This is a genomic window from Methylotetracoccus oryzae (genome assembly GCF_006175985.1).
GTDB lineage: Bacteria > Pseudomonadota > Gammaproteobacteria > Methylococcales > Methylococcaceae > Methylotetracoccus > Methylotetracoccus oryzae.
Map to the genome: position 1 here is coordinate 72,436 of NZ_SRSH01000003.1, position 24,530 is coordinate 96,965.

18 protein-coding genes and 1 riboswitch are annotated in these 24,530 nt (G+C 63.7%); of the genes, 9 read left to right on the forward strand and 9 right to left on the reverse strand.

What is annotated here, in order from left to right:
* Window positions 1-14 precede the first annotated feature (14 nt).
* The gene (locus BWR02_RS04400; RefSeq protein WP_162560005.1) at window positions 15-3,467 is read left to right on the forward strand and encodes an HAD-IC family P-type ATPase; all 3,453 of its coding nucleotides are present in this window, start codon (window positions 15-17) and stop codon (window positions 3,465-3,467) included.
* Window positions 3,468-3,675: 208 nt separating this feature from the next.
* Here the strand turns inward: BWR02_RS04400 and BWR02_RS04405 are convergent, their stop codons facing one another.
* The gene (locus BWR02_RS04405; protein WP_139556546.1) at window positions 3,676-4,233 is read right to left on the reverse strand and encodes a peroxiredoxin family protein; all 558 of its coding nucleotides are present in this window, start codon (window positions 4,231-4,233) and stop codon (window positions 3,676-3,678) included.
* A 128-nt stretch (window positions 4,234-4,361) separates the two neighbouring features.
* On the opposite strand from BWR02_RS04405, the gene BWR02_RS04410 reads away from it, so the two are divergent.
* A complete protein-coding gene (locus BWR02_RS04410; protein ID WP_139556547.1) occupies window positions 4,362-5,054 on the forward strand; it encodes an SOS response-associated peptidase in 693 nt (230 codons plus the stop codon).
* Window positions 5,055-5,244: 190 nt separating this feature from the next.
* On the opposite strand, the gene BWR02_RS04415 is transcribed toward BWR02_RS04410, so the two are convergent.
* Window positions 5,245-5,691 (reverse strand): hypothetical protein, encoded by a 447-nt coding sequence (locus BWR02_RS04415; protein WP_139556548.1) that lies wholly within the window; start codon window positions 5,689-5,691, stop codon window positions 5,245-5,247.
* A gap of 87 nt (window positions 5,692-5,778) precedes the next feature.
* Window positions 5,779-5,858, reverse strand: a riboswitch (cyclic di-GMP riboswitch).
* Between the two features lie 470 nt (window positions 5,859-6,328).
* Between BWR02_RS04415 and cax the strand changes: the two genes are divergently transcribed.
* Window positions 6,329-7,405, forward strand: a complete 1,077-nt coding sequence (gene cax / locus BWR02_RS04420; RefSeq protein WP_139556549.1) for a calcium/proton exchanger — start codon at window positions 6,329-6,331, stop codon at window positions 7,403-7,405.
* 14 nt (window positions 7,406-7,419) lie between these two features.
* Here cax and BWR02_RS04425 read toward each other — a convergent pair whose 3' ends face one another.
* Entirely contained in the window at window positions 7,420-8,217 is a 798-nt protein-coding gene (locus BWR02_RS04425) for a hypothetical protein (protein ID WP_139556550.1), read from the reverse strand.
* Between the two features lie 481 nt (window positions 8,218-8,698).
* Here BWR02_RS04425 and BWR02_RS04430 point away from each other — a divergent pair, with 481 nt between their 5' ends.
* Together BWR02_RS04430 and BWR02_RS04435 are read left to right on the forward strand one after the other, a co-directional pair.
* On the forward strand, window positions 8,699-9,736 hold the full coding sequence (locus BWR02_RS04430) for an InlB B-repeat-containing protein (protein ID WP_162560006.1): 1,038 nt from the start codon (window positions 8,699-8,701) through the stop codon (window positions 9,734-9,736).
* 578 nt (window positions 9,737-10,314) lie between these two features.
* Entirely contained in the window at window positions 10,315-11,490 is a 1,176-nt protein-coding gene (locus tag BWR02_RS04435; protein ID WP_139556552.1) for a hypothetical protein, read from the forward strand.
* A gap of 157 nt (window positions 11,491-11,647) precedes the next feature.
* On the opposite strand, the gene BWR02_RS04440 is transcribed toward BWR02_RS04435, so the two are convergent.
* The 4 genes from BWR02_RS04440 to BWR02_RS04455 form a co-directional block, all read right to left on the reverse strand.
* Window positions 11,648-13,660, reverse strand: coding sequence for a PAS domain-containing hybrid sensor histidine kinase/response regulator (locus tag BWR02_RS04440; RefSeq protein ID WP_162560007.1), 2,013 nt, complete (start codon window positions 13,658-13,660; stop codon window positions 11,648-11,650).
* Between the two features lie 151 nt (window positions 13,661-13,811).
* Window positions 13,812-16,406, reverse strand: coding sequence for a chemotaxis protein CheB (locus BWR02_RS04445; protein WP_139556554.1), 2,595 nt, complete (start codon window positions 16,404-16,406; stop codon window positions 13,812-13,814).
* A gap of 236 nt (window positions 16,407-16,642) precedes the next feature.
* Window positions 16,643-17,701, reverse strand: a complete 1,059-nt coding sequence (locus BWR02_RS04450) for a fatty acid desaturase family protein (RefSeq protein ID WP_139556555.1) — start codon at window positions 17,699-17,701, stop codon at window positions 16,643-16,645.
* A 201-nt stretch (window positions 17,702-17,902) separates the two neighbouring features.
* Window positions 17,903-18,631: a proteasome-type protease gene (locus BWR02_RS04455; protein ID WP_139556556.1), complete on the reverse strand. Its 729-nt coding sequence runs from the start codon at window positions 18,629-18,631 to the stop codon at window positions 17,903-17,905.
* A gap of 66 nt (window positions 18,632-18,697) precedes the next feature.
* Here BWR02_RS04455 and BWR02_RS20800 point away from each other — a divergent pair, with 66 nt between their 5' ends.
* The 3 genes from BWR02_RS20800 to rbp all read left to right on the forward strand — a co-directional run bounded on the left by BWR02_RS20800 (window position 18,698) and on the right by rbp (window position 20,509).
* Window positions 18,698-18,862, forward strand: coding sequence for a hypothetical protein (locus tag BWR02_RS20800; protein WP_162560008.1), 165 nt, complete (start codon window positions 18,698-18,700; stop codon window positions 18,860-18,862).
* 38 nt (window positions 18,863-18,900) lie between these two features.
* A complete protein-coding gene (locus tag BWR02_RS04460; RefSeq protein ID WP_139556557.1) occupies window positions 18,901-19,734 on the forward strand; it encodes a transglutaminase-like domain-containing protein in 834 nt (277 codons plus the stop codon).
* Window positions 19,735-20,170: 436 nt separating this feature from the next.
* Entirely contained in the window at window positions 20,171-20,509 is a 339-nt protein-coding gene (gene rbp, locus BWR02_RS04465; protein WP_139556558.1) for an RNA-binding regulator, read from the forward strand.
* 299 nt (window positions 20,510-20,808) lie between these two features.
* Here rbp and trhA read toward each other — a convergent pair whose 3' ends face one another.
* Window positions 20,809-21,543 (reverse strand): PAQR family membrane homeostasis protein TrhA, encoded by a 735-nt coding sequence (gene trhA, locus BWR02_RS04470; RefSeq protein WP_139556559.1) that lies wholly within the window; start codon window positions 21,541-21,543, stop codon window positions 20,809-20,811.
* Window positions 21,544-22,138: 595 nt separating this feature from the next.
* On the opposite strand from trhA, the gene BWR02_RS04475 reads away from it, so the two are divergent.
* Complete coding sequence (locus tag BWR02_RS04475; RefSeq protein WP_139556560.1) at window positions 22,139-22,378, forward strand: hypothetical protein; 240 nt, start codon at window positions 22,139-22,141, stop codon at window positions 22,376-22,378.
* Between the two features lie 132 nt (window positions 22,379-22,510).
* On the opposite strand, the gene rpoD is transcribed toward BWR02_RS04475, so the two are convergent.
* On the reverse strand, window positions 22,511-24,334 hold the full coding sequence (rpoD, locus tag BWR02_RS04480; RefSeq protein ID WP_139556561.1) for an RNA polymerase sigma factor RpoD: 1,824 nt from the start codon (window positions 24,332-24,334) through the stop codon (window positions 22,511-22,513).
* Between the last annotated feature and the right edge of the window lie 196 nt (window positions 24,335-24,530).

Genomic DNA, 24,530 nt, shown 5'->3' on the forward strand with positions numbered 1-24,530 from the left:
TTCCCGATCTGCCGATGCGTCGAGAGATTCCCCATTCCCGTTGGTCCGACATACCCGCGGGGCAGCAGGGCCTGTCCCAACAGGCTGTCCTGGCGCGGCGACGGACCTACGGACAGAACGAGATCCTCGAAGTGGTCGAGAGTCCGTGGCTCGGTCTGGCTCGCGACACGGCACAGGATCCGATGATCTGGTTTCTGGTCGGGGTCGGATTGGTCTACGCGGCGCTGGGCAGCACCGCGGAAGCGGCCAGTCTGCTGATTGCGATCGTGCCCTTGATCGGTATGGATGCCTTTCTGCATCGTCGGACTCAGGCGTCGACGGCGAGCCTCAGCCGTCAGTTGGCGGAAACCGCCCGGACGATCAGGGACGGTGCGTTGCTCGAGCTCCCGGCCTGTGAGTTGGTCCCCGGCGACCTCGTTCGGGTTGCCGCCGGCGAGACCTTCCCGGCAGACGGTGTGCTGGTGGCGGGTGAGAATCTCCAGGCCGATGAAGCGGCGCTGACCGGAGAAGCTTATCCCGTCGCGAAGTGCGCTGCCGCTGATTTTCCTGCTTCGCGCGACGCATCCACGGATGCCGTGTGGATCAGCGATACGCATTGGGGGCTGGCGGGTACTCGGCTGCTGACCGGAAATGCCCACCTCCGTGTGGTGTACACCGGACGAGAAACCCTGTACGGGGAGATCGTGCGCGCCGCCAAGGTCGGCGGGGCCCGAGAGCGAACGCCGCTGCAGAGTGCCATCGCTCATCTGGTGACGCTGTTGGTGGTGATCGCCAGCGTGCTTTGCCTGATATTGGCCGGGGTGCGACTCCGCCAAGGCTTCGATTGGATGGATGCCCTGATCAGTGCGGCAACGCTGGCCGTCGCGGCGCTACCGGAGGAGTTTCCGGTCGTTTTTGCGGTTTTTCTCGGCGTCGGGGTGTATCGCCTGGCGCGGCGGAAGGCCCTGGTGCGACGCAGCGTGGCGGTGGAAAACATGGGCCGGATCAGCTGCATCTGCACCGATAAGACCGGTACCCTCACCGAAGGCCGCCTGCGGCTGGAGCACCTCGTCCCCGCTCACGGTGTGACCGACATGGCGTTGCTCGAATTCGCCGCTCTGGCGGCGCGAGACGAATCGGGCGACCCGATGGACACGGCCATTCTCGAACGATGGCGACAAATGCCGGGGCACGGAGCGCCGGCCGCCGTCGTCGCGACCTATCCGTATACCGAGCAGAGGCGTCGCGAAACCGCGGTGGTGCAAGCCGATGGATGCTTGGTTGCAGCCAGCAAGGGCGCGCCGGAAGCACTGCTGGCCGCGGCGAATCTCGACCCGGCTGAGTCTGCGCGCTGGCGGCACGAAGTGGATCGCTTGGCAGCCGCAGGGCATAAGGTGCTCGCCTGCCTGCGTTGGGATCTCGGACCGGACTGGCCCGGCGGCGAACCGGATCTGAAAGGCCAGCTTCTGGGGCTTCTGGCATTCGAAGATCCACTCAGGGCGGGGGCGCTCGAGGCCGTGCAGCACTGTCGAGCAGCCGACATCCGGGTGGTCATGGTGACCGGCGATCACCCCGCAACCGCCGCCTGCGTCGCGCAGGAACTCGGGCTGCTCGATCAGGGCGGCCAGGTCATGCTCGGCGATGATCTTGCCGTGAGCCTTGAACAAAATCGGTCGCTCGATCTGGCGTCCGTCGCAGTCGTGGCTAGGGCCCTGCCCACCCAAAAGCTGGCCCTGGTTCGGGCGCTGAAGGCTCGCGGTGAGATCGTCGCCGTAACGGGCGATGGCGTGAACGACGTACCCGCCTTGCAGGCGGCCGACATCGGGATCGCCATGGGCGGGCGGGGCACCCGGAGTGCGCGCGAGGCCGCGGCCATCGTATTGCTGGACGATAACTTCCGCACGATCGTCCAGGCCATCGCCGAGGGCCGTCAGTTGTTCCGGAATCTCCAATTGAGCTTTCTGTACATCCTGCTGATGCACATCCCGTTGGTCATCACCGCCACCGTGATTCCGCTGGCCGGCTATCCCATCCTGTATCTGCCCATTCACATCGTCTGGTACGAAACCATCATTCATCCGACGGCGCTGCTCGTGTTTCAGGAACTGCCCGCCACGGGTCCCCTCGAACGGGTTCAGCGCCAGCCCGCCGCCCGGTTCTTTTCGGTGGCGGAGTGGTGCCTGATCGCGGTGATCGGCGCGCTGCTGACGGGTCTGGTGATCGCCTGTTACCAACGCAGTCTGGCGCCGGGACAAGACATCGAGCATGCCCGTGCGATGGCAATGGTCGTGCTGACCTGTGCCAGCGCCGCCGCAACGGCCATGCTGAGCGGCCTCCGCACCAAGGCCGCCTGGGTGATGACCGTGGCAACACTGGGAACGACCGCGCTACTCGTGCAGATTCCTGGCCTCGCCGCTCATCTCAATCTCCGGCCGCTGCATGGTGACGACTGGTTACTCGCGATGCTGGGCGGCGTGCTTGCCGTCGCTGTGCCTCTCGTGGGGTATCGGGGGGCGGCGGGCCTGGTGAGCCGACTGCGGCGCTTCCTCGCCGGTCGCCCTGAGTCGGGAGGAATGCCCGTGCCCGCGGTCGGCGCGGTCCCGTCCCTGACGCGCTACGCCTGGTGGTCGATCGCTGCGGCAGTCACCACCATGGCGCTGAAGGTGTTCGCCTACCTCCTGACCGACTCTGTCGCGTTGCTGTCGGATGCCGCCGAATCCCTGGTCAACCTGACCGGAGCGGTATTTGCGTTGTTCATACTCAAGGTGGCCGATCAACCGGCGGACGAGAAGCATCCGTTCGGTCATGGCCGCGCAGAATACTTCTCCAGTGGCTTCGAGGGCGCGCTGATCCTGGTCGCGGCGGGCGGGATCGTCTGGGCCGCCAGCGACCGGCTGCTCCACCCGGCGCCATTGGCCGCGCTGGACATCGGGCTTTGGGTCTCAGCCGGGGCGACCGCCATTAACGGCTGGGTCGCGCGCAGCCTGCTGCGCGCCGGAAAGCGGTTCGGCTCGATCACGCTCGAGGCCGATGGCCAACACCTGATGACGGATGTCTGGACGACCGTCGCAGTACTGGGCGGCCTGGGCGGCGTCATGCTGACCGGCTGGACCTGGCTGGATTCCGCTATCGCGCTCCTGGCGGCAGTGAATATTCTGGGAACGGGCACCCAGCTGATCCTCCGCTCGCTCGCCGGGCTCCTGGGGCATCCGCTGCCCGCCGGTGAGCGCGCCGCGATCAATACGGTGCTGGACCGCTATCGCCGGGACGGAATTCAGTTTCACGATCTGCGAGCGCAGATCGCTGGCGCCCAGCGTCTGATCACCCTGCATGTCCTCGTGCCGGGTGCCACGAGCGTGCAGCAGGGCCATGATCTACTCGAGCGTTTGGAATCCGACATCCATGCCGTCATTCCGAATCTCCTGATCGTTACGCACCTGGAACCCGTCGAGGATCCGCTGTCGTTCCAACACCCGATCATCGAATGAGTCCGGGCACCAGGCGCTACGGCAGATGCGATGCAGGGACGAGATGTCGACGCGGCGAGCGCAATCGCTGATTCAGCGGACGCATTCGTCCAAAGCGAGAGGACAGCCTCAGGGTTGGAAAGCCCTTATTGCGGTCACGCGCAGGCTTGATCCGCCGGGCGATGACGGGCCGCGGCTCACCCGCGGCAGCGCGCCGGATCCGGACGAGCTACAACGACCGGCAGGTGCCTTCGTGACAGCTTCCAGGCTCGTGCTGCCGTGCCGCGGCTTCTGGTTCGGTCACCAGAGTCGCCGGCGTTTCCGACAGTAAAGAGCCAAGCAACGCACCGAGACGCAGATCCTTGACATGTCCGAAGGCGGTTTCCCGAATCCGCCCCGTACGATCGATAACCACCAGTGACGGCGTGCCCTCCAGCTGGTAAGCACGCATTGTGTGCGGGATCACGCCGGTCGTTGCCGGGCGATCCGCGCCGATCGGAATGCGCAGCCGGTATTCGTGAATGAACGCCTTCAGCGCGACTGGCGTCATTGCTTCGTGGTGCTCGAACACGGTGTGCAGGCCGATCACCGTAACCCCGTGCAGATGGAAGTGGTCGTGGACGGCTTGCGCCTGGGGCAGTCCATGGCTGACGCAGCCTGGGCAGAGCATCTGGAAGGCATGCAGCACTACCACCCGCCCGTGGAGCGCGGCGAGCGATAGCGGCTCGGAGGTGTTGAACCAGTGGCTGACGTCCAGTGGCGGCGCCGAGGGATAGTCGGTAGGCATCGTCGGTCTCTCAGGTCGAGCGTGATACTACGGCATGCTATTCAGCTCGATCCGATACGACAAGCCGCTGAGCCGCGCCGTAACCTTTGTTCAGTGCTTGCCGATTGCCTTCCACGCCGGCAAAGTGGATGCAGATCTTTCTGGAGCAGCGTGTCATGTGTGGACGCTTTGCGGTGGCGCAAACCCGCTTCGAGCGGATCGAGCAGATTCTCGGAACGGAATTCCCCGAACGTGCGCCGCGTTACAACATCGCGCCGACACAGACGATCGCGGCCATCCGCCAGGCTGATCACGGCGGCTACGTGATGGAGGATTTCCGCTGGGGGCTGGTGCCATTCTGGGCCAAGGACTCCAAGTTGCCCTACAGCACGTTCAACGCGCGGATCGAGACCGTCGAGACCAAACCCGTGTTCCGGGGCCCGCTCAAGAGCCGCCGCTGCCTGATCCCGGCCTCGGGCTGGTATGAATGGAAAACGGAAGCGGGCAAGAAGTGGCCGTCCTATTTCACCAGTGCGGGAGATGAGGGCCTCGCCCTGGCCGGGTTGTGGGACACCTGGCATGCGCCGGATGGCTACACCCTGCGTTCCTGCACCATCTTGGTCGGGCCGGCGAACGAACGGGTGTCAACGGTGCATGACCGTATGCCGCTGATCCTGCCGGACAATGCTTACCGGATCTGGCTCGATCCCGCGGCGCCGCTCGATGCGATCCGTGCGTTGCTACAACCCTTCGACGCCGACCAACTGCGCGGCTGGCCAGTCACGCCGGCCGTGAACCACGCCCGGAACGACTATCGCGAACTGATTGCACCAATCGCCTGAAGCAGGCCGGCGCGGGTCAATTCCTCCGGCGTCAATACATAACGCTGCTTCTCACCGGGGGAGCCACAGGTCCCCAGAACCCCAGTGGGCGTCGCGCGTCAGGCCACTGGAGTCCCGTATTCGCGGAAATGGCAGGCAGCGTGTGAATCACGAACTCGAAGCCTGCGTGCGATCGCCCTGGCCGTGTTGGTTACTTCTGATAAACCCCCGTGATCATGCAGCTGACAGACCAATCCCAGTCGACCGCGGTGCAGGTAAGGACTTCGTTCTGCGGAAGAGCCAGTCCGGGCGAGAATAGCCCTCCACTGCTCAGCGCGAACGAACTGCCAACGACCGGTCCCCAGGTTTCCATGAGAACAAAGTACCCGGTACTGGGCGTGGTAAAGAAGGCGGCCGAACCGCCAGCCGGAACCTCAACCGCCGCACTCATGATTTCGCCCGTGAGCGTCGACTGATATACCCTGGGGCCAGTTCTCACATCTGCGGCCCGAGCGGCCGTCGGTACGCACAGCATCATCACGATCGCCAATATCGTCAGCAGTTTGACGGAAACCGCTGCAGCGTATTCCTGGGTGGGATGTCTGACCAAGGCGCTGCTGACCGATTGGGCGTGCCGAATTTTTGTTGAAGTGTTCATGACTCATCTCCCTGTCTGATGTCTGCCGCAGTGCGGCAGCCAAAAGAAAAAGCCGAACTCCCTGTTACGACCTTCACGATGGTCGCCGTCGGTAGCTCGGCTGTCCTGGGTCGCCAGGACCCGTGGCTTTCCGTTCCTACCTTTCGATAGGTTTGGCTATTCTCCACGGAAAAGCGTACTGCGGCGCAACCGTATGTTTCTATGCGTACGGTTTCCCAGGCAGGTCTGCCTATTGACCGGGTCGCCAAGACGTCTTCGTTTCCGGTAACGTGTCAGTGGAAAAAGTCGGGGCCGCGGGTGCCCCAGCATCAGACCGGCGCGGCGTGCGTATTCCCGATAGATGACGGGAGCGCCGTTATGTGATGCTGGGCAAGTAGGCTAGGGGATACCTTTCTCGCGGTTCCGAAAACGTGGTCGAACATCGCGCACGCGTCGCGCGGGATTGCCCCAGGCCCTGCGGGCTGCCGTGTTCTGGAACCGAACCCCGGAAGGGCGGAAGCGCAGCGCTCGCGCGAGGGGTGAGCCACGGCTTGCACGGAGCCGGAATTCCTTATCCCGCAGCAAAGGCCGTTAGTCAGTTGATCGGGCCGACTTGCAAATCGGTTGCCCGCCGATAGGGACACGACGAAACATCATCATGAAAATGCACTGGTTGCTGGTCTTCATACCGATTGCTTTCGGCCTCGATCATTTCGGCGTCAACCCGATCATCGTTTTCGCCGCATCTGCCGCGGCGATCATTCCGCTTGCCAGTCTGATGGAAGAAGCGACGGAGGCGCTGGCGCACTATCTCGGTCCGACTTACGGGGGGCTCTTGAGCGCGACGATGGGGAATGCGCCGGAACTGATCATCGGCATTTCCGCGCTGCGGAATGGCTTGATCGACGTTTTGAAAGGCTCGATCGCCGGTTCGGTGGTCGGAACCCTACTCTTCGGCCTCGGTATCACGATCATTGCGGGTGGGCTGCGCAAACCGGTCCAGACTTTCGACCGGGACATGGTGGCCATCAACAGTGCCTTGCTGATGCTGGCGACCTTCGGGCTCGTGATCCCGGCGGTGTTCACCTTCAGTGCCAAAGTCGATCAGGAGATCAGCCTCGAAATCTCGATCGTACTGTTGGTGATCTATTTCGCCAGCATGGCCTATACCCTCATGACCAGCCGTTCCCCGCTCGGGAAAAGCGGCGTCTCAGCCGCTCTGAAGGAAAAGGGTGAAGAACAGCCCGAGGTTGCGGATCCCGTTCCGGACTGGAGCCGTAATCTGGCGCTGGGGGTTCTCGCGGCCGTGGCCGTCGCGCTGGCGTTCGTCAGTGACTTGTTGACGGGCGCCCTCCAGCCGGCGGCCGATGCCATGGGTTTCACCCCGGTCTTCGCCGGCGTCTTTCTGCTGGCGATGGTCGGCAACGTCCCTCAGTACATGAACTCGGTGTCGTTCGCCGCGAAGAACCGCATGACGCTGGCTTTGTCCGTGAATCTTGGGTCCACGACGCAGCTGGCCCTGATGGTGGCACCGCTGCTGGTGATCAGCGGCTCCCTGATGGGATTGCCGATGAACCTGTTGTTCTCGCAGTTCGAATTGGTCGGGATCGTGTTGTCGGTGATCATTGCCCGCAGCCTGATCGGGGACAACACCTCGACCTGGCTGGAGGGCGTGATGCTGGTCGGCGTCTACGCGATGCTCGGCGTCGGCTTTTTCTATGCACCGCCGACCTGACCGGCCTGACTACGCTACTGCGGGTCCGATACGGACGTCAGGACGGCCGCCAGGTTTTCCGAACGATGGTATACGGTGAAGGCGGAAACCTCCCTGCTTTCCACCGCAGCGACGATGCCGGTCCCGGGACTGAGGAACAGGTACTGGGTCGTGTCGACGTCGGCCGGTCCGATCGTGCCGCGGGCCGCATAGCGGACGAGAGCGGCATCGTAACGCCCCGCCGGCACCGTCACCTGATAGGCACCGAGGTACGCTACGGCAACCTTCAGCGATCCCGAATAGAGCAGGCGATCGGACTGTTCCAGATCGAATGCCTGGACGCTCAGCGACGCCTCGCGCTGCTCGCCCGGAATCATGCCTTTGACCAGGAATGGCCGTGGGGGACTGTATCGGGCGGCCACACCGTCCCCGAAATCGTCGACAGCGGAAACTGCCAGACTCCCATCGGCGAGCTCGACGAGCCGCCTCACTTCGCGTTTGCCGAGCCGGTGCTGCCATAGACGGTTGCCCTGGGGGGCAGGCGACGCCGCGATCTGGTGAATCTCGGTCTGCTTGGAATGCTCGGCATCCAGCAGGCGATAGGTCATGGTGCGATCTGCCGGTGCCAACAGTGCCGCCGGATTATCCAGACGCTGCGCCGCCACGGGTGATCCGACGACACCCTGGCCCAGCGCGCGCTGAAGCAAGCCCTGTTCTTCCTTATCCAGCGCTGGCCGGGGTGTTTCGGCCTGGGCATACGAAGCGTAACAACCGGATAGCTCGGCGATACATAGCACCGCGGCTTTCGCAGGTTTCGTTAGCGGCCACGTCATTCAGGGCTCCGCGTCTCGAGGCCGAAACGGATCGGGTTCATCGCAATGCCTTCAGTTCCCGGTGGCCGGCAGGGCCACTACAAGCCTTGGTCGAGCGAAAACATGGGTACCCCCTCCTTGCCGATCGAGCACAGCCGACAGTGGAGGCCATCTGCGCCGCGCCTCGGCACACTCACCGCCTTTCCGCACAGCGGCGGAAGAAACGGTGATCGCAAGCGTGCAGCTTGCGGTGCCCGACTTAACTTTGCAATCGGGTGGTGGCGGGGATGGATCCACGGCGGACTCCGGATGGCCCTTACCCCTCGTGTACCGGAAATCCCTACACGGAGTGAACCCTTTGGCGAAAAACAGGCATTCAATAGATACGGATCCGCGAAATTTGCGCCACGGCGGTGGCGAACTCCGCGATTCAAAGCCCTTCCCCGGCGGCGGACCCTATCTCCCGAGGGTGGGATGACATTCACCTATCAGCGAAATGATGATGATCAATCACCTGTCCAGCCGCTCCAGACGTCTCTTCATCCGATGTGCCGCCATGGCGGCGATGTTCGCTTTCGGCTCCGCTTCGGCCCAGCTTCTGAACCGCGGCGGCGGGTTGATCTACGATACGCAACTCAAGGTCACCTGGTTGCAGGACGCCAATTACGCCCGCACCTCGGGCGCTCACCCCACTGGCCGGATGACATTCAAGCAGGCGCGGGCCTGGGCTGCCAGCCTGGCCTATTTCGACACCGTGCGTGGTGTGACCCTGACCGGGTGGCGCCTGCCGAAAACGCGGCCGGTCAATGGCGTCAGTTTCGACTGGTTCGGCCTCGGTCCCGACGGTTCGGGAATGGTGAACGGGGGCAGCGACGTCGGCTACTGGATATCGGCTCCGGGCTCGGTATTCGCCGGATCCAAGGGCAGCGAACTGGCTCATCTCCACTATTCCACCTTGCGCAATCGCGGCTACTGCGGCCAGCCCGGTTTCGTCGGTACGGCGAGTTGCGACACCACGTCACCGAACCCGCTGAACATGGGTTTTGGCTGGGGCGGGACCCCTTACGTGTTCAACAATGGGCCATTTACCAATCTGGTCAGCGGCCTCTATTGGGGCGGCGACCTGCCAAGTCCAAGGACGGCCTACCCCGATCGGGGCGCTTTCGGCTTCAACTTTGGCATCGGTCTGCAGCATGCTTACGACACGAAGACGACGATGTACGTGTGGGCGGTCCGCGACGGCGATGTGACTGCCGTCACTTTACCCCCGAGCACACCGCCGCCCGCTGTTCCGGCCAATCCGACACTCTCAGTCAAGACGGCCGGCGGCAAGGGTTTGGTGACGAGCGATACCGGTGGGATCGATTGTGGCAAGTCGTGTTCCACGAGCCTGCCCGCGGGTACGGTCGTGCGCTTGACCGCGACACCGGAACCCGGCGTCGTTTTCGTGAACTGGTCCGGCGCCTGTGTCGGTACCGTGCCGGTCTGTACGTTGGCGCTCGGTGCCAGCAAATCTGTCACCGCGAACTTCAACAAGTAAATCCAGGCTCTCGCGCCCCGGCGCCGGTCGCCGGGGTAACCTCAGCTTCCCGCGGGTGGCGCCCGCCCGCGCCCCCACGGGAATGGGCGTCGCCCCATCACTCGGCGAGCGCTACGATTGGTTGGGCAGGGCGGCGCAGTCCGGCCGGCAGCAGCCAAAAGCACATTTGCGCGTTGGGTCGGGGCGCTTCGCAACTTTTCACGCCTCTCTAACGGGAGCGGTCCGGGAGGCCGATACACGCCGTGAATCCGTCCGTGGAGGCTAGCCTGCGGGTTCCCTCCCGCAGACGGTCTCGCCCTCCCGGCCCCGCGCCGGCTACCGCGCGAGGCGGGGTGAATGGTCACGGGCGCTTCGTCCACCCCCGAAAAATCTCCAGCCACAGCTTCTCGCTGGACTCCGGTGACGCTGTCCGGCACCATCGTAGGCGTAATCCATATGTGCATGTCCTTGTGGTCCCGGTTGCAGGTCGGGATGATGCGGCCGCGCGCCGCAACGCCCGTTCGGCAAAGCCGGTCGGAACCGGTCCGGCGCGCCGACTGCCGGGTATCTACAACCAACGCCAACGTGACAGCCAGGGAATGAGTGAAGGAACAAAGCCCGCGCGAGTCCACTCGCAGGTCGGCCGTGGGCGGCAGGGGAGCCGGCCCGCTCTGCTCGCGTGGTGCGCAGGGGCTGGTGGCTGGAGTTGGCGCCGATGGGCGACGCTGCGCCCGGCGCACGCGGCCGCCGCCGCCCTTTGTCTGTCAGCCAGTGCCGAAGTGTCCGGCGCACAGGGTGCCTGGACCGCCAAGACCCACGGGACCCTGTTCTACACCGACGACGTCGGTGTGTTCTCGGCCACGCGGCGGCTGTCGCTCGACAACGATCCGACCCAGCCGGCGCTCGATAACCGCCTGACCGGGCAGGGCAGCGACGTCGTGTTCGAGCCGATGCTCGATGTCGCGCGGTCCTTCACGAACGCCTACGGAACGACGACACTCGACCTGCGTGGACAAGGGTTCGTCTACTTCGACCAGTCGGTCTACAGCCACGGCACGCTGCGTGTGCAGGCCAAGCAGGCGTTCTCGGACAAAACCGCGTTGCTGTTCCGGTACTACTATGCGCCGGATCTTTACCTCGGCGAAAACGTTGTGCGGGTGCCGCGCGACCCTGAAGAAATCCGTGCCGAGCGGCCGGGTGGCGAAGAGTCCGGGCCGGTTCCGCTCGCCGCCGAACGCGTCACCAGCCAGATTGGCATGCTCCGGGTCGATCAGGAGCTGACCACGGGCATCGGGCTGCGCCTGCTGGGCCGGTGCGGCACGCGCCGCTACAACGACACGTTCCGGCAGCGGGATCTGAACTTCTGGACGCTTGGACCGCACGTCGTGTGGACGCTCGCCGAGGCCATCACGCTGACCGTCGGATACCATTACGAGAAAGGTACGGCCAACGGGGCGAACCAGCCGTTGCTCGCGGACGATGTGTCCTACGTCAACAACTATGCCTCCACGGAACTGGAGATCGAGTTCGCCGAGCGCTTCACGCTGATGTCCGGACTGCATTTCGAGCGCAATGACTGGACCAGCAGCCTGGTTGGTGACGAGCGCAACGGGGCGTTCGAGACGGTCTGGCAGGGGGAACTCCTGTTGACCTACCGCCTCAGTGAGGAAGCGAAGTTTTATGGCGGCGTGCAACATTCGAACCGCTCGGAGAACGTTCGGGCGGGTTCGGTACCGAACACCAACGTCGCCGTCGGTGTTCAGGCGAGCTTCTGACCGGGTTCCGAGTCGCTCAGGGCTTCCCCAAATGCCGGGAGGCATCGCCTCGATCCGAGGTCACAAAGGTTCGCACCGGTGAGGTGGGGCGCAACCGCGTTCTGCCCGGTCGGCTCCGGAGCAAGCCAGTGCGGTGTTCGTCGAGTGGCCCCAAGCGCTACGCCGGTCGCGGCGGGACTCCTTGGTCCAGGATGGTTTCCAGCTGGGACAGGCGCACCGGCTTGACCAGATGCCAGTCGAAGCCCGCCGCGGTGGACGCGGCCGCATCGGCAGCCGTCCCGAAGCCGGTCATCGCGATCAGCGTCAGATGCTCGAGACGGGGCTGGCTGCGCAAGCGGCGGGCGACCTCGAGGCCGCCGAGGCGCGGCATCCTCAAGTCGAGGATGACGACATCGAAAGGAGCCTCCGCGACGATTGCGAGCCCCGCCTCGCCATCGTAAGCGGCTCGGACCGAGTGGCCCTGTTCGGTAAGGAGAAAGGCCAGCGTGTCGGCGATTTCCCGCTCGTCATCGACGATCAGAATGCGCCGGCGCGCCGGCAACCCGCGGGTTTCGGTCTCCGCCATCGCGGGAGGTTCTGACGCCAAGTCGGCCCGTGGCAGGCTGACTACGAACCGGCTACCCCGCCCCAGGCCGTCGCTGAACACCTCGATGCTGCCGCCGTGCAGTTCGATCAGTTGCTTGGCCAGCGCCAGTCCGACGCCCAGACCACCGTCTGACCGATGGTGCACTGGCTTGGCCTGGCTGAACATTTCGAACACGTAAGGGATCATGGTGTCTGCGATGCCAATGCCGGAATCACGGACTTCGACCACCACGTTCTCACCCTCACACCGCAGATCCAATTCGATCCGTCCCCCCTCCGGCGTGTACTTCAGGGCGTTGTGGACCAGATTGTCGAAGATCTGCACCAGTCGCACGGCATCGCCTTCGGCCCGGACGACTTGAGGGGGCATTGCCAGAGTCAGGGACTGTCCTTTCGCCTCCGCCCCCGATCGATGGTCCTCCACGACGCCGCTCAGCAGTTCTCCCAGATCGAGAACCTGCCTGGACAGCGTAATCTTGCCGCGCGACACGCGCGCCACGTCCAGCAGTTCATTCACCAGACAGACGAGATGCGCGCTCTGTTTCTTGATGATCGCCGTGGCCCAGCGCACCAGGGCAGGGTCTTCGACGCCCCTGCCTTCGAGGACGTCGGCGGCCGACACGATCGGGGCCAGCGGATTGCGCAATTCATGGCCCAACATGGCCAGGAATTCATCCTTGCGCCAAGCGGACTCGCGCAGTTCCTCGGCCTGACGCGTCAGTTCCTGTTCGATGCGCTTGCGTTCTGAAATGTCCCGGACCGACGACCACAAGCCGCTGGCACGGCCCGCCACGTCGCGCGATAAATAGGTTCTCAACTCCACCGGTACGACCCGGCCGTCCTTGGCCCGATAGGCCGTTTCGTAGACCTCGGAATAGCCCTGCGGAAAAATCTGTTCGCGCAGGATGCGGTCGTCGGCAGCTCGCCATGCGTCCGGTGTCAACTCAACCAGCGTCAGTCTCGCGAGTTCCTCGGCGGTAAATCCCAACAGCTCGGCGAAGGGTTGGTTGAACTCGAGTATCCGCGTCTCGAGATCGGTCCGGACGAAGCCGTCGCGGAGGCTTTCGTGCATGAGGCGGTAATTGTCCTCGTTGCGCTTCAGTGTGCTGACGTCGATCATCGCCACGCGACAGGTCTCGCCGACGGTGTCGAGCAGCGCGGTCAAGTGCAGGTGGATCGGTGGCACAGCGGGGAGGGGCTGCACCGCAACCGTGATCGAGTGCTCGCCACGGCTTTCGAAGACGCGGGTCATGAAGCCATTGAACGGCGACAAAGACGATCCCGTCATGAAGGCGCTCAGCCGCGTTTTCTTGAGCTCCTCCCGCGCTGCGCCCAAGAGGCGGGAGGCGGACAGATTGCACTGGCGGATTGCGCCCGAACAGTCGAGGGTCAGATAGCCTGCAGGCGCCAGTTCGTACAAATCGGTGTAGTGCTCGCGGTCGGCCTCGATCCGCACGCCGGTCTCCTGCAACGCAGCATTCTGCATTTCCAACTCGATTTGGTGGACCTGGAGGTCATGCAGCAGCTTCCGAATGTCCGCATCGCTCGAGCCCACGGCAAGTTCCGAGTTTGAGTTTGATGTCACTGTGGTATCCATTAAGAAGTTGTCCCCGAGCCTCAAGCATAGCCTCGTTGTGGGAACGGAGACCCCGTCTGGTCAAACCGACAGGTCGTGTGCCCATCGGCCACCTGTTGGGCGCGCGTCGGTTCCGCGTTTCTGCTTTCTGAAAGGGCCGTTAACTCGCGGCTTCGCGTAGCTGGGCCTCGAGGGTCTTGGCGACGGTGATGTCGGCGAACGTGATCACGACGCCATCGATCACGTTTTCGGCTGTGCGGTAAGGCATGATCCGAACCGTGAACCAGCGTCCGTCGCTGGTTGGGACATCCTTGGCGGAGAACACCAGCGTACGGAGTACTTCCTCGGCATCGGCGTACAACTCGGGGTAGTTCAGGTCGCTGACGATATCGCTCAATGGTCGTCCGGCATCGCTGGGAATCAGCTTGATGATCCGGCTGGCCGGAACGGTGAAACGCCGGATGTGCAGTGCGCTGTCCAGGAATACCGTCGCAATTTCGGTGCTGTTCAGCAGGTTGGTCATGTCGTTGCTGGCTCGCGAAAGATCGTCGATCTTCGATTGCAACTCGGCATTGACCGTCTGGAGTTCCTCGTTCAAGGACTGCATCTCTTCCTTTGATGTAGTCAGTTCCTCATTGGTCGATTGCAGTTCCTCATTGGTCGATTGCAGTTCCTCGTTGGCCGACTTGAGTTCTTCCTGGGAACTCTGCATCTCTTCGCGTGTGGTCTGGATGGTCACGCGGAGTTGCTCGACCTCCTGCTCCAAGGCGGCCTCCCGCGCACTGCGCCGTGACGACCGGCGTGGTGCCATCACGGTCTCCAGCGTCGGTTCGGCGCGTTCGTGGAACACGATCATGACCATGCCGCGCAGTGGCTCCGGCTGCTCCAGGGGCTCTATCGTCAACGTCACGTAACGCGTTCCCTGAGGCGCATCCAGCTTGAGATCCGGCACGGTGAGGGTCGTTTTTTGTCGCAGCGCGTGCTGGAATGCCTGCGTCAGGTCGAAGCGCAACGGCTCGCGCGCCATCGCGTAGATGTTCCAGTTGGCCCTGCCCGACGCCGGCTCAAGGTAGTTTCCGGTCCGGCCGTTGATGTACAGAATGTCACCTTGATGCGTGGTGAGGACAGCGGCCGGGGCGTGGCGCCGCAACAGTACCTGATCGGCCAGTGTCTGAAGATTGGCGGTGTGCGCGAGCGGCGTTACTTGGGGCAGCACCGCTTGCGGCGTGGCCATCGGACTGGTGGGGAATTCGATCGTCCCGATGCGGGGTGTTCCAACGTTCCGCTGAAACAGGCGTGCCTTGCCCTCGATGGGTGTGAACAGGTCGCTGAATGCGCCGATGGTTTCCGCACTGCCGAGAAGCAGAATTCCGCCAGGGTTCAGGCTGTAGTGGAACAGCGGTACCACCTTTTTCTGGACCTCGGCAGTGAAATAGATCAGCAGATTGCGGCAGACCAGGATGTCCAGTTTGGTGAACGGTGGGTCGGACAGCAGGTTCTGCGGTGCGAAGATCACGAGTTCCCGTATCTCTTGCGATATACGATAGCCGCGCGGGTCGGTAACGAAAAAGCGGGCCAGCCGTGCAGGCGAGATGTCCGCGGCGGCCTTCTTGGGATAGACCCCGCGTCTTGCCGCTTCAATAGCCTCGGCATCCAGATCGGTGGCATAGATCTGCATGGACACGGGCTGCTCCGGGTGCTGCGCCTCCAGCGCTTCCTTCAGTACGATCGCGAGCGAGTAAGCCTCTTCGCCGGTCGAGCAGGCGGGCACCCAGGCACGCAGGTTGGTGCCGGGAGGCAGGGCTTCCAGCACCCGTGGCAGTGCCAGTGTCTTGAGCGCTTCCCATACCTCCGGATCACGGAAGAAACCGGTCACGCCGATCAGCAACTCCCGGAACAGCAACTCGAGTTCCTGAGGGTTCTCTCGCAAAAATCGAACGTAGTCGGAGATGCGGGCGAGCGCATGGACGCCCATGCGCCGTTCGATACGGCGGTAGAGGGTCGTCTTCTTGTACTGGGAGAAGTCGGCGCCAGTGTGCGAACGCAGCAGGATCAGGATCTTGGCCAGAGCGCTGGAACTGGGTTCTTCGTGCTCTTCCCCTGCCTGGTCACCGTGACGCAGCGTCGCCAACAACTTCACAGGGAGTTCGTCCGCCGGGGCGATGATGTCGGCCACCCCGGCGTCGATGGCGCTGCGCGGCATGCCGTCGAACTTGGCCGAGGCCGGGGTCTGGACTCCGGTAAGCCCGGCCTTGCCCTTGATGGCTCTAAGCCCTTGCGTGCCATCCGAACCCATACCGGACAGGATCACGCCAACGGCAGAGTGCCCGCAGTCCTCCGCCAGCGCCCGGAAGAAGAAATCGATCGGGAGACGCAGGCCCCGGGACTCGGTCGGTTCGAACAAGTGCAGCACGCCGTGCAGGATCGATAGATCCCGGTTTGGTGGGATGACATACACATGATTTGGGGCGACCTTCCATCCTTCGCTGGCCAGGGCCACCGGCAAGGCGGAGCCACGTTGCAACAGCTCCGGCAGCATGTTGCTGTGCGTCGGATCCAGGTGCTGGACGACGATGAAGGCGCAGCCGCTGTCGGTCGGTACATGCTGCAAGAACGCTTGCAGCGCCTCCAGGCCGCCGGCCGAGGCACCGATGCCGACGATCGGAAAGCGAGTCTGTTCGGGGTCGACGGTCTCCTTCCGCAGCGTCGCGGTGGATTCCGCCGCGGCGGGGGTGCGCCGTTTTCTTGTGGCCATGATGCTGTGGGAGCGAATTCGTCCATGAGGATTGAGCTGCCGAAGCGGTCCGGCTTCAGCATTGCCCTGAACCTTAGCGGTCCGGCTTCAGCATTTCCCTGAACCTTGCGCCTCGGCGGCGCGCAAGTCAATGGAAATCAGTAGGAGCCGCGGCCGCGGCGATCATGGCCCGCCTCATCTTCCGCGAGGCCGCTTGCAAGCGGAGAGGAATGAACGCCAGAGCGAAAGTCGGCGACTTAGCCGTTGGCCTCGCGATACGAAACCATCCGCTGCCGGTCTTCGTCCCAGAGGTTCGAGCGGAAACAGCCGACGATTTCCCCCAGCGCCAGGGAGGTGGTCGCCGGCGACTGCAGTTCGGGGATGGCCGCCATGGCTTCCGGTAGCCGATAGAACGGAATCCTGACATTGAGGTGGTGAATGTGGTGATAGCCGATGTTGCCGGTGAACCACTGCATCACGCGGTTGAGCTGCATATAGCTCGACGATTCGAGCGCGGCCCGGTAGAACGACCAGGCCTCGGGCGACAGCACGATCATCCGCTTGAAGCTGTGCTGGGCGAAAAACAGGTAGCCGCCGAGCGCGGACGCGATCGTCATCGGCAGCAGCACGACGAAGAACGCGGTGTCGAAACCGCCGAACACCCACAGGACCGCGATCAAGCCGAAATGGGCGGCCAGGGACAGGGCCGAGTCCCAGTGACGGGACGGATCGGATACCAGCGGCAGCACGCAGATATTCAGCAGGAAGATCGTTACATAGCCGAACAGAACCGTGAGCGGATGTCGCTCTACACGGTAGCGGGCACGCTCCGCCGGCGTCGCCGCGCGCCACATGCGGGTCGTCATGACCGGGAACGACCCGATGCCCGAGCCTTCGATCTGGCCGACATGGCCATGGTGGTAGTTGTGGCTCTTGCGCCAGGACGCGGACGGTGTGAGGGCAAAGGCCGCGTAAATCTGGAACAGCACGCGCGCGATGCGCGAATCGCGCAGGATCGCCCCATGCATGAAGTCGTGATAGGTGATGAAGGAGCGCACCATCAGCAGGGCGCCCAGCAGGGATAGCGCCGCTCGGAGCGGCCACGCGGGTGCGAGTCCCGCCCCGGTCAGTACGAGCCCCAGTAAGGTGAAGGTCGACAGCACTTGCCACCAACTCTCCGGCACTGATTCCGCGGCGAAAGGCAGGGTGGCCTTCAGGAGTTCCCGCCCCAGCCGAATATCGGCACTGTGCTCGGGTAACTCGCCCGCCGCGGACGACTCGCCGGGTCGTTCGTCGTCGTATTGCCTATTGCTCATCAGGATGACCCCTCGGCGTCCCCGCTTCGCAACGACGGACTCGGCGCTGGAAAACGGACGCGCGCGTTCAGCTTGCCCCGGCGAAAAAATAATCCGCCGTGACGGGCTTTGTCAAAGCTTTACGCGCCTGTCTGGGCAGGGGGCTCTCGTGCGCCAGCCCCCGTTTTAGGGCGCCATTGTGCTGCGCCGGAGAATGGGCCTTCAGGTCGACAGATCGGGTTCGGGCAGCCGGCTGAAGACATCGCGTACGCCGGCGCTCCATTCACCGCTCAGCGCCATGAAATACGGATCTCCCACGTCGAAGCGGCGGCGCATCCGGACCCGCAGACTGTCGCGCTCGTAGCACAGCAGGTCGATCGGCATGCCGACGGACAGGTTGCTGCGCATCGTGGAATCGAAGGACACCAGCACGCACTTCGCAGCATCGGCCAGCAGTGTCGATGGCGTGATGACCCGGTCGATGATCGGCTTGCCGTATTTGGCTTCGCCGGTCTGGAAGTACGGCGTCGAATCGAGGGCGGCTTCGATGAAGTTGCCCTCGGCATAGATCCGGAATAGCCGCATCGGCTCACCGGCGATCTGTCCGCCGACGATGAAGGACGCGTTGAATCCGCCGCTGCCGGACAGATAGGGACCGTCCCGCCGGTCGACATCGCGCATGGCGTCCGAAACCAGCGTGGCGACATCGAACAGGGTGCGGGCGGTCCAGACACTGGGACCGTCGGTCCCGCCGCGCTGTCGCAGCAAGCTGATGACGGCCTGGGTCCCGGCCAGGTTGCCGGAACTCAACAGCACCAAGACCCGGTCGTCATGACGTTCGAAGACCGTCATCTTGCAGAAGGTCGCGAAGTTGTCGACCCCGGCGTTCGTCCGTGAGTCCGAAGCGAACACCATGCCTTCCTTGAGCAGGATGCCAACACAGTAGGTCATTGCTCTCTCCTGGACTATCAAGATGCGCCGGTGGCGGGTGCCGCACACGGTGCCCGGTAAATTGTGATGCAAGCCCCGGCGGCTTCGCGTACTGTAGCAGGGCGCGACATCACCTCGGCCAAGACGTCATTATTGCGCGGCGCCCGTATCGGCGCACGCCATGTGCCGCTGCCCGTACCCGTGCTCAAACGGGAAGCCGGGAACTTCGAGTCGCTGCGCCTCCCGCCGTGATCCCCTTTCAATCCGTCTGCATTCCGAGGAGCAACGGCATGTTTATCAGAATTGGTTTCGAGATTTCCTATTCATTTCCGCAGCCGACGGAAATGATCCTGATGCTGTACACGCATCCGAGTCGAGCGCCGTCATTGGTGAGTCCGGAGCGGCTGGTCTCGACCCCCGCGGTGATCATCGAGGACTTCTTTGACGTCTACGGCAATCGCTGCGCGCGGACCTTCTGCTCGTCGGGCCACCTGCGATTGAGGTCCGATGCGATCGTTGCTGACGACGGCCTCCCGGATCCGGTCGTCCGCGACGCGCAGCAGCACCGCGTGCGCGAACTGCCCGCGGACACGTTGCTGTACCTGCTGGGGAGCCGCTACTGCGAGATCGAGAAACTCAGTGAGTTCGCCTGGCAGCAGTTCGGCCAGGGGCCGACCGGCTGGGACCGCGTGCAGGCCATCTGCGACTGGGTGCACCACCACGTCGTGTTCTCACACGAAGCGGCCCGCTGCGACAGGACGGCCTATGACACCTTCATCGATCAACGCGGTGTCTGCCGCGACTACACGCACCTGGCCATCGCGTTGTGCCGCTGCATGGGCATTCCGGCGCGCTATGCCACCGGTTACCTCGGTGACATCCAGGTTCCGGTGGAGCCGCCGATGGACTTCAGCGCCTGGTTCGAGGTGTTCCTCGGCGGGCAGTGGCATACCTTCGATGCGCGTAACAACCAGCCGCGTGTCGGGCGAATTCTGATGGCTCGCGGGCGCGATGCCGCGGATGTCGCCCTGACCACCACCTTCGGTAGCCACCGTCTGGAGGAGTTCACGGTCCGGACCTATCAGGTCTCGGATGTCGACCCTCTCCGCGAGATCGGGACCTGACCGGCAAGCCACCCGCCTTGGAGCGCTCCGGCCGAGCGCAGCAGTGCCGCTGGCGCGGGTGTGACGCGATCGAAAGCTCGTTACGGTTGGCCAGCGCGGATCGTCCGTTTTTTTCAGCGTTCCGTTACCCCTTTTTCTTTTGGCAAAAAAGGGGTTTCCGATCCGGGCGGAAAGCTGATGGAAAATTTAAGTGGACATTCATGGTCTGGCAGGTTACCGTGACCCCAGTTTGTCGCGGCGCGATTTTTATTTCGCGTCGAGGATCCGGAATATACCTTTCAGTCTCTGCCATTCGGCACCTGCTAGTCCCGCCTCCTCCTGCTCCCTCGTGTTTTTCCCTACCTTGGGTCAAACGCGGACGAAAGCCTAAAGGGTTTACGCTTCAAACAGTTACCATCCGGTAACGGTGTCTTTATTCAAACTAGTCGGTACTTATATGAGCAAGAAACTCTACGTTGGCAACCTGAATTTTGCGGTTACCAATCATGATCTGGAAGGGATGTTCAGTCCTTTTGGCGCAGTGCAATCAGCCAATGTCATCACCGAGCGGGATACCGGGCAATCGAAAGGTTTCGGTTTCGTCGAAATGGCCAGCGCCTCGGACGCCAATGCCGCGATCACCGCGCTGAACGGCAAGGACATGGACGGCCGCAACCTGACCGTCAACGAAGCCCGTCCGCGCGGTGAGGGTGGCACCGGTGGGGCCTTCGGTGGCGGCGCCAATCGTGGTCCGGGCGGTCCCCGCGGTGGGTTCGGCGGCGGCCGTCGCTACTAAGCAACGCGACCGGGGGGCGATCGCGCCCCCTACGCTGGGCAGAAGCGCAAGAAGGTCGGGGTCCGATTCAATTCGGGCCTCGGCCTTTTTTTGTGCGCCGAGAGGCGGATGTCAGCCGGCGCCGACCGCGGATGAAGAGGGGGTCGTTCACTCCCCCTTCGATCGGTAACGGGAGTGGGGCCGGGGAGACGGGACCGTCTGCGGGATGGACCCCGCAGCCGAGCCTATTCGGGCATATTCATGGCGTGTCTCGTCTCCCCGGCCCCTCCCGGAACAGGATGAGTGTGAACGGCCGCGTGTCACGGTGCCTCCCGACTTGTGCGAGACCGCGCCGTGTGCGTTACGCCCGGCGAGTGCCCGGTTTTCGGCAGGATCGTCTCCAGGACGCCGAACAGGAAGCGGAAATGGAAGCCGACGCCGAGAATGACGCCGAGGTGCAGCAACTCGTGCGGTCCCACGACGCCGGGCACGAGTATGGGCATGCGCAGGAATTCCAGCAGACCGCCGACCGTGTAGGCCACGCCGCTGTAAACCAGCGGTCTGACCAGCCGGCCCCCATAGCGGCGCCACAGCACGATGCCGGAGGCGAGCCCGATCCAGCCCAGCCCCATGAACAGGGAAAGTCCAAGCCACTCCGGTATGTCCTCGAAAAAGATCGCCTTCAGCGTGATCCCGGTGATGGCCAGGCTCCAGATCAGCAGCAATACGCCCCAGCGGCCCCCGCCGGAAAACAGCAGCCAGTGGATCGGTGTGAAGCTGCCGGCAATCAGCACGAAGATGCCGGCGTGGTCCAGACGCTGGAGCACCGTGTGGCCCGTGCCCTGTGGATCGAGCAGGTGGTAGACGCCGCTCATGCTCAGCAGAAACACCGCGGAGAAAACGAAAACGGCCAGCACGAACAGCCGTGCGGCATCGCCCCTTCCCCGGCGCAACAGGTAGATGCCGGCGACGAAGTAGACGCCCGCAGCGAGCAGGTGGCTCAGCGAACTGAAGGGCTCCGAAAACCCGGGAATGGCGATGGTGGTGTCGGGCATCGTGCCTCCGTTGCAGTCATTGGGAACGCATGTTCCCATGAGGTTCAGACCGCGAGCCCGCGCATGCGCGACCGAGTCCGGGCGTCAGGGTCTGGCCCATTCCGATGGGGTGGCCGGGTGGTGTTGCCGTGCGCTGCGGTTCCCCGCGGGTCGAGGGTATCACTCCCGTTCGCCCTGCTCGGGCGGCCGGACAGGGGCGCACCGAGCACCAGAGAGTCCTCGCCGGCCGCGACCCGGGGAATCGATTGACCCGCCCGTCCCGGTTCCCGCCCCGCACGACCCGTAGTCGCCGGATGGCCCTCGCGTCTTGCATCGAACGCCCGGCCACGTCGGGAAATTACCCCATCGCAGGGAGTCACTGTGTTACCCTGCGGTAGCGGGTGTAGCGCGTTCGTAAGCCTGGACCCGTCGCGACCGGCCCGCGAACCGCGGGCGGTCATTCGAACTCCCCGTTGGGACCTGCGCCCGACGTCTGCCCCACGAGTATCGATCGATCCCTGCGCAGGCCGGCAATGGCTTCGGAGGATCGACCCCCGCGCCAACCGCCGCTGTCCCGTATGGCACCGTTCGCGCCGCCTAACCATTGGAGAGCGCCATGTTACCCACTGACTCGAAGCCGTCCGCAACGCCCGCGGGAAAGGTCGCTTTCCAACAGACCTGTGGCGCCTGCGGCTGTGTCTTTCGGGTCGAAGTGACCTGGCAACGCTCCTTTTCGTACAAGGTCACCGAGGAACAGCGCTACGCCTGCCCCGAGTGTCAGCGCGGCTGTCGCATCAAGACGGCCAGCACTCCGGAGGTGACGCTGATCTCGCAGCGTACTGACGGCCTGACCTGAACGGGATAGCCGGGGCGCCCGATGACGGGCGGCGGCGCTGAGCGACTGCCTCGCTGCCGGAAGGGCTGCTCCGTCACGTCGATGCCTATCGGCCAGCGCCTCGCGGCGCTCCGGCCACGGTAACCGGATGCCCTATTCGGAATCCAGAAAGGTTTTGAGCGGCCCGGACTGAGTGGACTCGCGCAGCTTTCGCATGGCTTTGGCCTCGATCTGCCGGATTCGCTCCCGCGTCACATCGAACTGTTTGCCGACCTCATCCAGTGTTTGATCCGTATGCGTGTCGATGCCGAAACGCAGGCGCAAAATCCGGGCTTCGCGCTCGGTAAGACAGGCCAGGGCCTGCTCGGTAGCTTCGCGCAGACCGGCGACGGTTGCGGACTCGAGCGGACAAAGTCCGCTCGTGTCTTCGAGCGTGTCGCCGAACTCCTTGTCGCGCTGCTCGCCCACCGGCGTGGCCGTCGAAATCGGTTGCTCCCCGAGTTTCAATACCTTCCGTACCTGCTGTTCCGGCATCTCCAGACGGTTGGCGATCTCCGCCGCCGTGGCCGCACAGCCGGTCTCCTGCGAGATGCGGTGAGCCGTCCGGTTGACCTTGCCCATGAGTTCCACCATGTGAACCGGCACCCGGATGGTGCGTGACTGATCGGCGACGGCGCGCGAAATCGCCTGCCGGATCCACCAGGTGGCATAGGTCGAGAATTTGTAGCCGCGTCGGTATTCGAACTTATCCACCGCCCGCATCAAGCCCAGATTCCCTTCCTGGATCAGGTCCAGAAAGGGCATTCCGCGGTGGGTGTGCTTCTTCGCGATGGAGATGACCAGTCGCAGATTGGCCGCGATCATCTCCTGCTTCGCCAGACCGGCCGCATTATTTCCCGCCAGCCGCGCGCGGTGGAGTTCTTTGGTCTCACCGACGCTGAGGCCATTTTCCCGTTCGATCCGGGCCAGGCAGTCCTGGGCGCGCTCGATCTCGGCGGCATGGACCGCGAGCGCCTCGGCGTATTCCTTATCGTGGTGCAATTGGGAGGCCAGCCACGCGGGATCGGCTTCGTGTCCGGGAAAGCTCTGCAGGAATTCGCGCCGCGGCATTTTCGACCGCTCGACCGCGAGATCCATGATCAGACGCTCCTGCGCCTGGATGCGCTTCATCGAGTCCGTCAGGAGTTCGGACAACTCCTTGAGGAACCGCGGCGTGGTCTTGAACTCGAGGAAAAGATCCGCCAGTCCGTCGAAGGCCGCCCGGGAGCGTTCGTCGTGACGTCCGAACTGCTGCTGGGCGTCCAGCGTGTTCCGGTATTGGCGTTTGAAGTCGACCAGCTTCGCCATGATCGCGCGAGGATCCGGTTCGCCGTCGTCGTCAACGGCGTCGTCGGGCGCCGAGTCTTCCCCGGCCAGTGTTTCCTCGGCACTGACCGGCGCAGGCGCGGGGCAGGCATCAACCAGGCCGGTGACGAACTCGGAGAGATCGGTATCCCCGGCTTCGACCCCATCGATCACGTGCCCCAGGTGTTCCATCGAAGGCGCGAAACGTACCAGGACCGAGGCCGCCTGATGGAGGCCCGCCTCGATACGTTTGGCAATCGCCAGTTCCTCGGCGCGGGTCAGCAGTTCGACGGCGCCGATCTCCCGCAGATAAATGCGCATCGGATCGGTGCTGGTGATCTTGTCGGCGTCCTTCAGCAACAGGGCGGCCGCCTCGGCCGCCTCTTCTGCTTCATCGGTGATGTCCTGTGCGTCGGCGGTCACGGGTTCGGGCAGCACTTCGATCTCGGCCGCCTCTTCCCGGACCTCGATGCCCATGGCATTGATCAGCCCGATCATTTCGTCCATTTGCTCGGAGTAATCGATCAGGCTGCCGGACAGCTGATCATTCACTTCCTCGAACGTCAGAAAACCTTGCGCCTTGCCTTTGGCAAAGAGTTCTCTGAGCTGGGCCTGTCGGTCTTCGAGATGCATAGCGGAAGGATCAAAGGGAATGTGTTGGCTGCTGAAAAAGGCGCGCGCCCCGCAATGGAGTAATTCGCAACACCGGCGCGGTCAGCCGCCGGCTCCGGTCGGGGATCCGCTCCCACTCATCATCACCTTGCCGTGGCCTTCCGCTGACCAGAGGTGGTCTGCCGCGCCACCGGTCCGTTCATGCTGCGGCCCGAAC